Origin of the sequence: Streptomyces sp. NPDC017943, from assembly GCF_044328425.1 — a bacterium.
Taxonomy (GTDB): Bacteria; Actinomycetota; Actinomycetes; order Streptomycetales; family Streptomycetaceae; genus Streptomyces; species Streptomyces djakartensis_A.
This window is the reverse complement of the sequence record NZ_JBIRHH010000003.1, coordinates 657179-671167: the sequence shown is the minus strand read 5'-3', so window position 1 is coordinate 671167 and position 13989 is coordinate 657179. Positions and strand designations below refer to the sequence as shown.

Below are 13989 nucleotides of genomic sequence, written 5' to 3'. Positions count from 1 at the left end.
CGACGCGGTCGGAGGCAAACGGTTTTCCGTCCACCGCACGCAACCGGCCGCCCGTGCGACCTCGGCCCGTCCTCGCCGGAGCGCGGGTGCGACCATGGGGCGATGAACAACGGAGCGATGCACAGTGGTGGCGTACGACGAGCGGTGGCCGCGACGGCGGTCGTCGCCTCCCTCGTGACGGCTCTGTCCGCGTGCGGCGGCGCGAAGGACGGCCGGACGGACACCGGGCGCCCGGCGACACGCCCCCACGCGACCACGGCCGATCCGACCCGCATCCCCGGTGTCGGCGACCGGCTCCAGAGGCAGATCCCGTCCGGATCCCGCCAGGTCGTCGCGGTCTACGGCGACGGCAAGAACTCCGCCGACTCCAAGGTCGTCCTGTACACCAAGCACGGCTCGGCCTGGCAGCGGGAGCGCGACTGGGCCGGGCACAACGGCAAGAAGGGCTGGACCACCGACCACCACGAGGACGACGACCGCAGCCCCGTGGGCGTGTTCACCCTCAGCGACGCAGGCGGCGTGCTGCCGGACCCGGGCTCCGGGCTCCCGTACACACGCTCCGCCGCCTTCGCCGCCCCGCGCTGGTGGGCCAAGTCGCACTGGCACGACTTCGACTACGTCATCGCCATCGACTACAACCGCGTCAAGGGCACCCCGCCCAACGACCCGACCCGGCCGGAAGGTCAGGAGAAGGGGGGCGGGATCTGGCTGCACATGGACCACGGCAGCGGCACGTCGGCCTGCGTCAGCGTGTCCGAGTCGGCGATGAAGTACCTGCTGCGCACGCTCGACCCGCGACAGCATCCTGTGGTGGTGATGGGCGACAGGGCCGACCTGGCGGCCTAGGGCGTTCCTTGGGATCTGACGACCTTCCGTCGCTGACGGGGCGCCGCATCGACCCAGTAGACTCCGCGCTCTTGGTTCAGCGCGCTTGGGGGGGCGACGTGGCAGGTGACGGCATCAGCTCTGCGAGAGCGAGGCGTATCGACTTTGCCGTGACGATGCTGTTCGGCGCGGTGTACGCCAGCGCGTTGTTCCTCGTCGTGACGGGCTTCACCGTGGAACCGAGTGGTTGCGGAGGTCGCTTCCATGATTCGTGCTCAGGCGGGACGTACTGGCGTCTTGGCGTCGGCTTCGGTCTCTTGGCGGTAGTTGCGCCTGTGCTGCACAAGGTGGTGCCGAGTGTCCCGTTCGAGCAGGGCGTCGGCCGAACGGGGGCGATCACCGCTCTGCTCTTGGGTGCAACGGCCGCTATCACCCTGACCTCGGCGGTTGTTCGAGCGGTTGCCTGAGGCGCTGAGTCACCTCGTGGACCAGATGAGGATTCCAGCGATGTGGAGTGCCGCGAGGTGGATGGATGCTCACGCGGGACCGCCGCCGGTGCTGACCTGAACGGTGCCGGGGTGCACGGCAACCACCGTGAACCACCGTGCTCCCCTGCACCCGCACCGTGTCGCGTCCGCGCCCAGCGCCCGCCAGCAGCGGTCGACGCCCGTCAGCAGCGTCCCGCCCCCGTCAGCAGCGCTCCGCCGGTGCCCCGTCGATCAGCGTGTCCAGCAGCGCGCCCAGCGTCTCGCGCTGATCCCCCGTCAGCGGAGCGAGGATCTCCTCCGCCGCCGACCTGCGCACGGCGTGCAGCTCGCGCAGCGTGGACCGGCCCTCGTCCGTGAGCTCGATGCGGATCACGCGCCGGTTCGCGGGATCGGGCACGCGTCGCACCAGCCCGCTCGCCTCCAGCCCGTCCACCAGGGTCGTCACGGCGCGCGGCACCACTTCGAGCCGCTCCGCGAGATCGGCCATGCGCGGCGGCGAACCCCAGTGCGCGAGCGTGCGCAGCAGACGTGACTGGGCGGGTGTGACGCCCAGCTCGCGCTGCTGCAGATGGCGCTTCTGGATGCGGTGCACCCGGCGGGTGAGCCGCAGCAACTGCTCGGCGAGCGGTCCGTCGGGGTCGGGCATGGTCATGCGGGGAACAATATCAGGATGACGTTCATTGTGAGTCTAGGTAACAATGAACTACGATCCGACCCGCCACCCGCCACGCCCCGGCGACACACCCGCGAAGGAGCCCATGCGTCCCGACCACGCCATCGCCTGGACCCCGCCCGACGGCATGCAGGAGCAGCCCCGGCAGGTCCGCCGCATCCTCGCCCTGTTCCGCCCCTACCGGGGCCGCCTCGCCGTCGTCGGCCTGCTGGTCGGCGCCGCGTCGCTCGTCTCGGTCGCCACGCCCTTCCTGCTGAAGGAGATCCTGGACGTCGCGATCCCCCAGGGGCGCACCGGCCTGCTCAGCCTGCTCGCCCTCGGGATGATCCTCGGCGCCGTCCTCACCAGCGTCTTCGGGGTCCTGCAGACCCTGATCTCCACGACCGTCGGACAGCGCGTCATGCACGACCTGCGCACCGCCGTGTACGGCCGGCTCCAGCGGATGTCCTTGGCGTTCTTCACGCGCACCCGCACGGGCGAGGTGCAGTCCCGCATCGCCAACGACATCGGCGGCATGCAGGCCACCGTCACCTCCACGGCGACCTCCCTGGTCTCCAACCTGACCAGCGTGGTCGCCACCATCGTCGCGATGATCGCCCTGGACTGGCGGCTGACGATCGTCTCGCTGGTGCTGCTGCCGGTCTTCGTGTGGATCAGCCGCCGGGTCGGCGACGAACGCCGGAAGATCACCACCCGGCGCCAGAAGCAGATGGCCGCCATGGCTGCCACCGTCACCGAGTCGCTCTCGGTCAGCGGCATCCTGCTCGGGCGGACGATGGGCCGCTCCGACTCCCTCACGAAGTCCTTCGCCGAGGAGTCCGAGGAACTCGTCGACCTGGAGGTGCGCTCCAGCATGGCCGGCCGGTGGCGCATGGCCGTCATCACCATCGTCATGGCTGCCCTGCCCGCCGTCATCTACTGGACCGCCGGCATGGCCCTCCAGATGGGCGGTCCCAAGGTGTCCATCGGCACGATCGTGGCATTCGTCTCGCTCCAGCAGGGCCTGTTCCGCCCGGCCGTGAGCCTGCTGTCGACCGGCGTGCAGATCCAGACCTCGCTCGCCCTCTTCCAGCGCATCTTCGAGTACCTCGACCTGCCGGTCGACATCACCGAGCGCCCCGATCCGGTCCGTCTCGACCGCGTCAAGGGCGAGATCCGCTTCGAGGGCGTCTCCTTCGGCTACGGCGACAAGGGCGGCCCGATCCTGGACGGCATCGACCTCACCGTGCCGGCGGGGAGCAGTCTGGCCCTGGTCGGCCCGACCGGGGCCGGCAAGTCGACGCTCGGCTACCTGGTGCCCCGCCTGTACGACGTGACCGGCGGGCGCGTCACCCTCGACGGGGTCGACGTGCGCGACCTCGACTTCGACACCCTGGCCCGGGCGGTCGGCGTCGTCTCGCAGGAGACGTACCTCTTCCACGCCTCGGTCGCCGACAACCTGCGCTTCGCCAAGCCGGACGCGACCGACGAGGAACTCCGGCGGGCGGCGGAGGCGGCCCAGATCCACGACCACATCGCCTCCCTGCCCGACGGCTACGACACCGTCGTCGGCGAGCGCGGGCACCGCTTCTCCGGCGGCGAGAAGCAGCGCCTGGCCATCGCCCGCACCATCCTGCGCGACCCGCCGGTCCTCATCCTCGACGAGGCGACCAGCGCGCTGGACACCCGGACCGAGGCGGCCGTCCAGGACGCGATCGACGCCCTGACGGCGAACCGCACCACGCTGACCATCGCCCACCGGCTCTCCACCGTGCGGGGCGCCGACCAGATCGTCGTCCTCGACGCGGGACGTGCGGTCGAGCGCGGCACCCACGAACAACTGCTGGAACAGGACGGCCGGTACGCCGCGCTGGTACGCCGGGACGCCCAACTGCAACCGACAAAATGAAAATATGCCGGGTTTGTGACGGTATGCGGGTTACCGTGCCCGCATGCAGAAGAACACTCCGCCACGGAGCACGATTCGACTGACGCGCCGGGGCCGCATCGCCCTCGTCGCGACCGGAGCCGTCGTGGTCGGTACCGCCGTGGCGGTGCCGCTGCTGACGCTGACTCCCGAGGAGGACCCCCGGCCCACGGCCCTGGTCGTCCCGGAGGGCTGGCGCGCGACGCAGGTCTACACGGCCGTCGACAAGGCCCTCGAACTGCCCGCGGGCAGCACGAAGAAGGTCGTCGCCAAGGCCGCGCTGAAACTGCCGAACGACGCCGACGGCAACCCCGAGGGCTACCTCTTCCCGGCGACCTACCCGCTGGGCGGGAAGACGACGCCCGAGAAGCTGCTGACGCTGATGGTCGACACCGCCAACGAGAAGTTCAACGGCGCGCCCATCGCCGCGGGGGCGCAGCGCAACGCCATGAACGTCTACCAGGCCGTCACCATCGCCAGCATCGTCCAGGCGGAGGCGGCCACCAAGGCGGACATGGGGAAGGTCGCCCGGGTCGTCTTCAACCGCCTGGAGCGCGGCATGCCGCTGCAGATGGACTCCACCCTCAACTACGCCCTCGGCCGCTCCACCCTCCGTACGACGCTGCGCGACACCCGGATGGACAGCCCCTACAACTCGTACCAGCGCATGGGGCTGCCGCCGACGCCCATCGACAACCCCGGCGAGGAAGCGATGCGCGCGGCCGTCAACCCGCCCCCCGGCGACTGGCTGTACTTCGTCACGGTCCGCCCGGGCGACACCCGCTTCACCGCCGACTACCAGGAACACCAGCGCAACGTCGCGGAGTTCAACGCCCACCAGAAGAGCGCCGGGGCACGGGCGGCCGGATGAGGCGAGGGCGGACGGGCTACGCCGCGGCGGGCTCCCGGCTCAGCAACCGCCTGATGTCGCGGATCGCCGCACGGCCCGCGCGGTTGGCTCCGATCGTGCTGGCCGAGGGACCGTAGCCGACCAGGTGGACCCGCGGGTCCGCGGCCGTGCGCGTGCCCTCCATGCGGATGCCGCCGCCGGGGCCGCGCAGCCGCAGCGGGGCGAGGTGGTCGATCGCGGCGCGGAAACCGGTGGCCCAGAGGATGACGTCGGCGTCGACGTGCCGGCCGTCCTTCCACTCCACGCCTGCCGGGGTGATGTGGTCGAACATCGGCTGCCGGTCCAGCACCCCGTCCTCGATGCCCTGCCGGATCGCGTCGTTCAGCGGCAGCCCGGTGACCGAGACGACGCTGCGGGGCGGCAGTCCCTGCCGGACCCGCTCCTCGACGAGCGCGACCGCGGCCCGGCCGGCGCCCTCGTCGAACGGACCCTCGCGGAACACGGGCGGGCGGCGGGTCACCCAGGTGGTGGACGCCGCGTACCCGGCGATCTCCAGCAGGTGCTGGGTGCCCGAGGCTCCGCCGCCCACCACGACGACCCGCTGCCCGGTGAACTGCTCGGGCCCGGGGTACTGCGCGGTGTGCAGCTGCCGCCCGCGGAAGGTCTCCTGGCCGGGGTAGCGCGGCCAGAACGGCCGGTCCCAGGTGCCGGTGGCGTTGACCAGCGTCCGCGTCGACCAGGCGCCGTCCGAGGTCTCCACCAGCAGCCGGCCGCCCGTGCCCTCGCGCACGGCCCGCACCCCGACGGGGCGCCTGACCCGCAGGTCGAAGGCCCGCTCGTACCGGTCGAAGTACTCGCTGATCACCTCGGCGGACGGCCGCCCCGGGTCCGCGTCCGTGAGCTCCATGCCCGGCAGCGCGTGCATCCCGTGCACCCTGCCGTACGTGAGCGACGGCCAGCGGAACTGCCAGGCGCCCCCGGGGCCGGGGGAGTGGTCGAGCACCACGAAGTCGCGGTCCGGCTCGAAGCCGGAGCGCCGCAGGTGGTAGGCGGCCGCCAGACCGGCCTGGCCGGCGCCGATGACAACGGTCTCGACCTCACGCGGGTTGTTCACATTTCTACCAACGGTCCCGGGGGCGTGGATCTTCCCGACGGGCGGGGCGCCCCGGAGGCGGCGGACGCATGGGCCAGGATGGAGGGCATGTCTGATGCCTTCACCACTCGAGTCCTGAACGTCAGCACCGGATCCGCGGAGAGGGTCCTCGACATCACCGGCGAGTGCGAGTCCTTCCTGCGCGAGGCCGCCGCCGGCCGCGACGGCCTGCTCAACGTCTTCGTGCCGCACGCCACCGCCGGGATCGCCGTCCTCGAGACCGGTGCCGGCAGCGACGACGACCTGCTGTCCGCGCTGCACACCCTGCTGCCCGCCGACGACCGCTGGCAGCACCGGCACGGCAGCCCGGGCCACGGCCGGGACCACGTCCTGCCCGCCCTCGTCCCGCCGCACGCGACCCTGCCGGTCGTCGACGGCCGGCTGCAGCTGGGCACCTGGCAGTCGGTGTGTCTGGTGGACACCAACAAGGACAACCCGGACCGCACGGTGCGGCTGAGCTTCCTGGGCTGACCCCGCCGCGTCCTCGCCCCCGGGCGAACCGAACGCCCATCCCGTACCGGCGTTCCTCCCGGGTGGCCGATGACGGCTTCACGTCGAAGGCGTGACAAACGGTGCTGGTCGGCGCCGTGCCCGCTCTGCCATGCTCGTGGCAGATCCCGGGACAGGGCGCGAGGGCCCGCGGGGGCCGGGCAGGTACACCTCGATGACCTGCCCGGCCGTTCCTCTGTCCGGGGGCGTTCAGGGGCGCTCCCGGACACCCGGACACCCGGACACCCGGACACCTGGAGACCCGGACACCCGTAGCAGGGGCGGCAGGGGGGCGGGCGCTCAGACCCAGCCCGACTCGGTGGCGATCCGGATGGCGTCGATGCGGTTGCGGCCGCCCGTCTTGCGCGTGATCGCCGACAGGTGGTTGCGGACCGTCGCCACGGACAGGCACAGCCGCTCGGCGATCTCCCGCGTGGGCGTGCCGTCGGCGGTCAGCCGCAGCACCTCCACCTCGCGCGGCGTCAGCGGGTTCACGCCCGCGTCCAGCGCGGCCAGTGCGAACTCCGGGTCGACGAAGCGCTGCCCCCGCACCAGCTTGCGGACCCCGTACACCAGCCGGTCCGGCGGGGCGTTGGTGCTGATGACACCGGCGGCGTGCAGATCCAGCATGCGGCGCAGCCGCTCGGGTGTCGTCGAGGCCATCACCAGCAGCATCCGGCACTCCGGCAGCCGCTCCCGCAGCTCACCCCGGACCGCCAGTTCCTCGCCCTCGCGGGAGTCCACGTCGATCACGGCCACGTCCGGCCGGCACGCCACCGCGCGGGCGAGCACGTCCCCCTCGCCGTCGGCCTCGGCGACGACCTCGATGTCGTCCTCGTGCGACAGCAGGGCGGCGAACGCTCCCCGCACGAGACGGGTGTGCTCGACGAGCAGAACGCGGATCACGCTCGGATTATCGCCGCCCGCACCGCGGATTTCAGGTCGGGCCGCCCGCGCGTCCGGTCGAGTGGTGAGGCCCCTGGGGCGGGCGTACCGTCGAACGGTGGACACCGCAGGCAGCAGCCCGCAGCCGGCCGCACCACAGGCGACCACCACCAAGCAGACCGGTGGTGGCGGAAACGTCATGGCGCTTCTGGTCATCGCCTCGTGCCAGCTGATGGTGGTTCTCGACATCACCATCGTCAACATCGCCCTGCCGCACATCCAGAGCAGCCTCGAGTTCTCCACCACGAGCCTGTCGTGGGTGGTGAACGCCTACACGCTCACCTTCGGCGGCCTGCTGCTCCTCGGCGGCCGGGCCGGTGACATCCTGGGCCGGCGGCGGGTGTTCGTCTTCGGCGTGCTGCTCTTCGTGTTCGCCTCCCTGCTCGGCGGGTTCGCCCAGAACCCCGGCCAACTCCTCGGCGCACGCGCCCTCCAGGGCGTCGGCGGTGCCATCGCCTCCCCGACCTCCCTCGCCCTGATCAGCACCACGTTCCGCGAGGGACCGGAACGCAACCGCGCGTTCGGGGTCTTCGCCGCGGTCTCGGCGGGCGGCGGCGCGATCGGCCTGCTGGCGGGCGGGATGCTGGTGGAGTGGCTCAACTGGCGGTGGGTGCTGTTCGTCAACGTGCCCATCGGCCTGCTCATCGTGCTCGCCACCCCCAAGTGGATCCGCGAGTCCGAGCGCCATCCCGGGCGCTTCGACATCGTCGGCGCCCTCACCTCCACCGCGGGCATGGTGCTGCTCGTCTACGGGTTCATCCGGGCCGCGCAGGACGGCTGGCGGGATCCGCTCACCCTGGCCTCGTTCGCCGGGGCGGTCGTGCTCCTGATCGCCTTCATCCTGATCGAGCGGCGTTCCAGACAACCCATCACGCCGCTGCACATGTTCGCCGACCGCAACCGCGCGGGCACCTACGGCATCATGCTGTGCCTCGCCGCCGCGATCTTCGGGATGTTCTTCTTCCTGACGCTGTTCGTGCAGAACGTGCTGGGCTTCAGCCCCTTGGCCGCAGGTCTCGCCTTCCTGCCGGTCAGCGCGGTCATCGCCGTCGGCGCCGGACTGGCCTCGCGGTTCCTGCCCGTGTACGGACCCAAGCCGTTCATGGTGATGGGCGCGATCCTGGCGGCGGCCGGACTGTCCTGGCTCACCCTGACCGACGTGCACTCCACCTACGCCGGCAGCGTCCTCGGGCCGATGCTCGTCTTCAGCCTCGGCATGGGCATGGAGTTCGTCTCGCTGACCCTCATGGCCCTGTCCAACGTGCCCACCCCCGAGACGGGCGCGGCGTCCGGCCTCCTCAACGCCACCCAGCAGGTCGGCGGCTCCCTCGGCCTGTCCATCCTGGTGACCATGTACGGCACGGCCAGCACCAACGAGGCCGAGAAGCAGGTCCCCGCCTTCCTGCGCCAGGCGACGCCGGTGGAACGCCTGCGGTTCGAGCGCACCGGGCAGCTGCCCAAACCCTGGTCCGACGAGATCCTCACCGCCGGCGTCTCGGCCGCGTTCGTCACGGCGGCCGTCTTCACCGCCGTGGCCGCCCTGATCGCCCTGGTCGTCATCCAGGTCCGCCCCTCCGACCTGGAACGCCTCAAGGGCGGGGCGACCCCCGGCCCGATGTGAGCCCGGCCGCCCTCACCGTCCCGGCGGCGGGGAGGCCGCCAGCGCGTCGGCCAGTCCGGCCGCGTCGGTGCCGAGCTTGCGGTACACCGAGGACAGTTGCCGCCGCACGCCCTCCTCCGTGATCCGCAGCTCCTGCGCCACCGCCGGCGCCGGGCGGCCCCGGGCCGTCATCTCGGCGGCCCTGCGCTCGTGCACCGTCCTCGCGTCCGGCCGCCAGCAGGGCGCCCAGCACGTCGTCGCGGGGCGGGCCGGTGGTGCGCTCGGCGATGGCCGCGTCGATGATCGCGTGCACGCGGTCCACGGCCCGCCGGTAGCGGCGGTTGGCCGGGAGGGGCAGTCGGAAGAGCGCGTCGACCGGGGCGATGGTGCGGACGAACAGGCCGCGGACGATGACGGTCAGGCAGTCCCGCACCTCGGCGGCGGTGGCCTCGTCCAGCGAGTCGGACAGCAGGACGCGGCTGATCACCCTCGTCGTCAGGGCGGTCATCTCGGCGCTCACCCGGACGTCCTGCCCCGGCTGCCAGCTGCGGCAGGTGGCCTCCGCCTCCTCGGCGATCAGGTCGGCACAGCCGGTGACGCGCGAGCGCCGGAAGGCGGGTTGCAGCACCCTGCGCTTGCGGCGGTGGGTGTCCTGACGGCACGTCACCAGGCCCTCGCCCATCAGGGCGCCGAGCCGGTCGTACAGCGGGCCTCCCTTGTCGAACGTCGCGCTGTCCTTGAGGACGTGGTGGACCGACTCGGGGTGGCAGACCATCCAGGCGCGCTGGGGGCCGAGGTGCAATGCGACGAGATCGCCGTGCTGGGGCAGGGAATTCAGAAAGTCCAGCGGTCGCCGGGCCAGGGCGATGCCGTGGCTGAGAAAAATGGAAGATGCCTGGTGCAGAACCGGCCGTCCACGCCGGCTCGGTCCGGGAAGTGACGCCGCTCATCGAGAACCACCTGTCCTGGTCGACGGGCTGAAGCGGTGACGGTGCACCGACGCGATGCTCACCGGGCCCTGCCCGGTCCGCGCCTGCCGCCGATCTGGTGAACCCTTTCTGCGAGGGGGCGCACAGGTGCACGGGAAGCGCGGGGGTCATCACCGTCGCGGCGCGTTCGCGCGGGGGACGCATTCCCCACGCCAGGACATCCCGGCCGTGCCGCCGCACCGCACGGCGCATTCGCCGGCGTACGGCGAAACGCGGGCCGGAACCGGCCCGTCGGGAGATCCCTCGCGCTAGACGATCTCGCCGGCGCCGGTCGGGAGCGGTGGCTCCGACTCGATGCGGCGCAGCTCCTCGTCCGTCAGGAGGCGGGAGCGCAGCAGGAAGCGGACGCCCTCGGGGGCCTCCAGGGAGAAGCCGCTGCCCCGGCCGGGGACGACGTCCACGGTGAGGTGGGTGTGCGACCAGTACCGGAACTGGTCGCCGCTCATCCAGAACGGGGTGTCGCCGCCCACCTGGCCGAGCAGGACGTCCGAGGCGCCCACCCGGAACTCGCCGCGCGGGTAGCACATCGGCGCGCTGCCGTCGCAGCAGCCGCCGGACTGGTGGAACATCACCGGCCCGTGCGCCGCGGTGAGGCGCCGCAGCAACTCCTCTGCCTGAGCGGTCAGTTCGACGCGTCCCGTGCGTACGGTCATGCGGTCCCTCCCGGGCACGGCGGGTGGCCAGGCGTCCAGTATCGGCCCGCACGGGTGCGGGACCGCAAGCCCCGTGCGGGCCGTGTGCCCGCAGGAGGCACGCGTCGTCGCAAGCGGCGCGCACCAGCCGGTCGCCGTCCTCACCTTGGCTTCTGCGCCGCCGCGGTCCCGCCGAACCCGGGGGAGCCCCGGTCGCGTCACATCCCGTCCGCGGTCAGGGACTGCTCGGCCCAGATGGTCTTGCCGGTGGCCGTCTGACGGCTGCCCCAGCGCTCGGCGAGCTGTGCGACGAGCATCAGCCCCCGCCCGCCCTCGTCGAAGACCCGGGCCCGGCGCAGGTGCGGTGCGGTACTGCTGCCGTCGGACACCTCGCAGATCAGGCTCGCGTCGCGGATCAGCCGCAGCTCGATGGGAGCGCCGCCGTACCGCAGGGCGTTGGTGACGAGTTCGCTGACGATCAGCTCGGTGGCGAACTCGGCCTCCAGCAGGCCCCACGCGGCCAGTTGCTCACCCGCCATCTTGCGGGCCCGGGCCACCGCAGCCGGCTCCGGTGACAGCCGCCAGGTGCGCACCTGTGCGGCGTCGAGCGCGGCCGTCCGGGCCAGCATCAGCACGATGTCGTCGGCGGGCCTGCCGTCCAGCACGGTGTGCAGAACCCGGTCGCAGGTCTCGTCGAGGGTGCCCGCCCGCTCGCCCAGCGCGCGGCACAGCAGGGCGGCCCCGTCCTCGATGCCCTGCTCCGGCGCCGTGAGGAGACCGTCGGTGTAGAGGGCGAGCAGGCTGCCCTCCTCCAGCGGCAGCTCCACGGCCTCGAAGGGCAGACCGCCCAGACCCAGCGGCGGTCCGGCCGGCAGGTCCAGCAGCCGCACCGCGCCGCCGGGCGTGACCAGCGCGGGCGGTGGGTGCCCGGCGCGGGCCGCGGTGCAGCGCCGGGAGACCGGGTCGTACACGGCGTACAGGCAGGTGGCGCCCACCTGGCCGGACGGCGTGTCCGTCCCGTGCACCCCGGGGCCCTCCTCCCGGTCCAGGCGGATGACCAGATCGTCCAGCTGGGTGAGCAGCTCGTCGGGCGGGAGATCGACGTCCGCGAGCGTGCGGACGGCGGTGCGCAGCCGGCCCATCGTGGCCGAGGCGTGCACGCCGTGTCCCACCACGTCCCCGACGACCAGGGCGACCCGGGCACCGGACAGCGGGATGACGTCGAACCAGTCGCCACCGATGTCCGCGCCGGAACCGGTCGGCAGATAGCGGTAGGCGACCTCCACGGCCGCCAGCGCCGGCGGCCGCCGGGGCAGCAGGCTGCGCTGGAGCGCCAGTGCCGTGCGGCGCTCGCGGGTGAAGCGGCGGGCGTTGTCCACGCTCACCGCCGCCCGGGTGACGATCTCCTCAGCGAGCAGCAGATCGTCCTCGCTGAACGGCTCCGCCGTCCGGTGCCGCAGGAAGTGCACCAGGCCCAGGGTGACGCCCCGGGCGCTCAGCGGCGCCAGCATCACCGAGTGGATCATGTGCCTGGCCACGGTCTCGGCGCGGGCGGTGGACGACCCGAGCCACTCCCGCAGCTGCGGATCACCCGGCCGGTGCCGGGTGGCCCGGCCCGCGGCCAGGGTGCGCAGGGGCAGCGTCCCGACCGGGTAGCGGGTGGTGCCGCCCGAGGGGACCACCGACTCCGGGCAGCCCTCCAGCACCGACCGCTGCGCGGTGCGCCGAACCGTCACCGGTGTGTCCGGCGGCAGCGGGCCGGGCTCGTCGCCCACGGCGACGGACTCCAGCAGGTCCACGGTGACGAAGTCCGCGAACCCGCCGGTCACGGCCACCTCGGCGAGTTCCTCGGCCGTCCGGGTGACATCGAGGGTGCTGCCGATGCGTGTGCTGGCCTCGTTGAGCACCGCCAGGCGGCGGCGGGCCCAGTACTGCTCCGTCGTGTCGAACACGGTCGCCGACACGCCCCGCACCGCGCCGGTCCCGTCCTTGAGCGGAGAGATGAACATCGACCAGGCGTGCGGCCGGGTCTCGCCAGGAGCCTTGTCGTGCGACTCGTGGAAGATCATCTCGCCCGTGCGCAGCACCTCGCGCTGGAGGCGGTCGTACGCGTCGAAGGGCGGGTGGGGTTCGATCTCCCACAGGGTCAGGCCCTTCATCTCCTCCTCGGTCCGGCCCATCACCTCGGTCATGCTCTCGTTGGCGGCGACCAGCCGGGCGTCCCGGTCGTAGACCGCGACCGGCACGGGCAGCTGGGCCAGCGTGAGGTCCCACAGGGGCAGGGTCGCCTGCTCGGCCGGTCCGGCCCGGTACACCGGCGCCGTCCCGGTCACGAGCCACAGCCGCCCGCCGTCCGCGTCCAGCAGCGGCGTCCCCTGCAACCGGACCACGACGCGGTCGCCGTCCCGGTGACGCAGCGCCACCTCACCGGCCCAGCGGCGCCCGTCGGCCAGATGCCGCCGCGTGGACTCCGGGAGCGCGGCGGCGAGCAGGTCGGTGACGGGCCTGCCCACCACGTCGGCGGAGTCGAACCCGAGCAGCAGGCGGGCGCCGTCGCTCCACACCATGACGGCCCCGCCGGCGTCGACGACGACCGCCAGGCCCTCCGGTACGCGTCCCTCCACGGTGCCTCCGGTTGACGCCTCTCGACCGCTCACGGGCTCCTGCCCCGATTGTCGCGCCACCGGCCGCTGCGGGCGCGTCCATGGCCGGGGGGAAGCCGGCGATCGGCGCACGGCCGCGGGGACGGCGGGAGGAGTCCGCCCGCCGTCCCCGGGCACCGGAACGGCTCAGGGCCACGCGACCGCCACGCGCTCGGCCAGCAGCACGGCACCGATGCCGATCATCAGCACGCCGGAGACGCGGGTGACGGCCCGCGCCGCGGCCGGCCTGGCCCGCAGCACCCTGCGGGCCAGGACGCCGACGGCGAGGTACACGACGGCGCACACGGTCATGTGCAGCGCGCCCAGCAGACAGGTCTGCCCGGCGACGGGCCAGCCGCCTGCCGGGTCGATGAACTGGGGGAACAGCGAGAAGTACAGCAGCAGCGCCTTCGGGTTCAGCCCGCTGGTCCCGGCCCCCCGGAGCATCACCCGAAGCGCCGAGGAGCCGTCCGCGCCGCTCGCCTCCCCGGCGGGAGCGGGGGCGGCCGGCTGCCGCAGGAGACCCCCGCCGAGCCACACCAGATAGCCCGCCCCGGCGACGGTCAGCGCGGTCAGCAGGGTCGCCGACCCGGCCACGAGCACCACCAGGCCCGCGACCGCCAGCAGGGTGTAGCCCGCGTATCCGGCCACCAGCCCGGCCACCGCCGGAACGACGGTCCGGTCCCGCAGACCCGCGGTGACGGCGTAGGCCCAGTCCGCGCCCGGTGTGGACACCAGCAGCAGATCCATGGCCAGGAAGGCCGCCAGCGTCGTCGTGTCCATGAAGCGATCCCTCT

General features: G+C 72.7%; 13 protein-coding genes. 6 read left to right on the top strand and 7 right to left on the bottom strand.

All coding sequences use genetic code 11. The features are described 5' to 3' along the window. Positions 1–117 precede the first annotated feature (117 nt). On the top strand, positions 118–846 hold the full coding sequence (locus ACH4C6_RS12480) for a L,D-transpeptidase family protein (RefSeq protein WP_398108721.1): 729 nt from the start codon (positions 118–120) through the stop codon (positions 844–846). A gap of 149 nt (positions 847–995) precedes the next feature. Next, positions 996–1292 carry a hypothetical protein gene (locus tag ACH4C6_RS12475; protein ID WP_398108527.1) on the top strand — a complete coding sequence of 99 codons (297 nt, stop codon included), beginning with the start codon at positions 996–998 and terminating at the stop codon, positions 1290–1292. Between the two features lie 223 nt (positions 1293–1515). Here the strand turns inward: ACH4C6_RS12475 and ACH4C6_RS12470 are convergent, their stop codons facing one another. Then, on the bottom strand, positions 1516–1965 hold the full coding sequence (locus ACH4C6_RS12470) for a MarR family winged helix-turn-helix transcriptional regulator (RefSeq protein WP_398108526.1): 450 nt from the start codon (positions 1963–1965) through the stop codon (positions 1516–1518). Positions 1966–2071: 106 nt separating this feature from the next. Between ACH4C6_RS12470 and ACH4C6_RS12465 the strand changes: the two genes are divergently transcribed. Both ACH4C6_RS12465 and mltG read left to right on the top strand, forming a co-directional pair. Continuing rightward, positions 2072–3874 (top strand): ABC transporter ATP-binding protein, encoded by a 1803-nt coding sequence (locus tag ACH4C6_RS12465; protein WP_398108525.1) that lies wholly within the window; start codon positions 2072–2074, stop codon positions 3872–3874. Positions 3875–3917: 43 nt separating this feature from the next. Then, positions 3918–4763, top strand: a complete 846-nt coding sequence (gene mltG, locus ACH4C6_RS12460) for an endolytic transglycosylase MltG (protein ID WP_398108524.1) — start codon at positions 3918–3920, stop codon at positions 4761–4763. Between the two features lie 16 nt (positions 4764–4779). Here mltG and ACH4C6_RS12455 read toward each other — a convergent pair whose 3' ends face one another. Then, entirely contained in the window at positions 4780–5856 is a 1077-nt protein-coding gene (locus tag ACH4C6_RS12455) for an NAD(P)-binding domain-containing protein (protein ID WP_398108523.1), read from the bottom strand. Positions 5857–5943: 87 nt separating this feature from the next. Between ACH4C6_RS12455 and ACH4C6_RS12450 the strand changes: the two genes are divergently transcribed. Continuing rightward, positions 5944–6366 (top strand): secondary thiamine-phosphate synthase enzyme YjbQ, encoded by a 423-nt coding sequence (locus tag ACH4C6_RS12450; protein ID WP_398108522.1) that lies wholly within the window; start codon positions 5944–5946, stop codon positions 6364–6366. Between the two features lie 318 nt (positions 6367–6684). On the opposite strand, the gene ACH4C6_RS12445 is transcribed toward ACH4C6_RS12450, so the two are convergent. After that, positions 6685–7290 carry a response regulator transcription factor gene (locus ACH4C6_RS12445; RefSeq protein ID WP_398108521.1) on the bottom strand — a complete coding sequence of 202 codons (606 nt, stop codon included), beginning with the start codon at positions 7288–7290 and terminating at the stop codon, positions 6685–6687. A 178-nt stretch (positions 7291–7468) separates the two neighbouring features. Here ACH4C6_RS12445 and ACH4C6_RS12440 point away from each other — a divergent pair, with 178 nt between their 5' ends. Continuing rightward, positions 7469–8950: an MFS transporter gene (locus tag ACH4C6_RS12440; RefSeq protein ID WP_398108720.1), complete on the top strand. Its 1482-nt coding sequence runs from the start codon at positions 7469–7471 to the stop codon at positions 8948–8950. Here the strand turns inward: ACH4C6_RS12440 and ACH4C6_RS12435 are convergent. The 4 genes from ACH4C6_RS12435 to ACH4C6_RS12420 form a co-directional block, all read right to left on the bottom strand. After that, a complete protein-coding gene (locus ACH4C6_RS12435) occupies positions 8919–9758 on the bottom strand; it encodes a cytochrome P450 (protein WP_398108719.1) in 840 nt (279 codons plus the stop codon). The genes ACH4C6_RS12440 and ACH4C6_RS12435 overlap by 32 nt on opposite strands. 408 nt (positions 9759–10166) lie before the next feature. Continuing rightward, positions 10167–10571 carry a DUF779 domain-containing protein gene (locus tag ACH4C6_RS12430; protein WP_398108520.1) on the bottom strand — a complete coding sequence of 135 codons (405 nt, stop codon included), beginning with the start codon at positions 10569–10571 and terminating at the stop codon, positions 10167–10169. 197 nt (positions 10572–10768) lie between these two features. Then, positions 10769–13174 carry a SpoIIE family protein phosphatase gene (locus tag ACH4C6_RS12425; RefSeq protein ID WP_398108519.1) on the bottom strand — a complete coding sequence of 802 codons (2406 nt, stop codon included), beginning with the start codon at positions 13172–13174 and terminating at the stop codon, positions 10769–10771. 165 nt (positions 13175–13339) lie between these two features. Beyond that, positions 13340–13975, bottom strand: coding sequence for a LysE family translocator (locus tag ACH4C6_RS12420; protein WP_398108518.1), 636 nt, complete (start codon positions 13973–13975; stop codon positions 13340–13342). Positions 13976–13989: the final 14 nt, after the last annotated feature.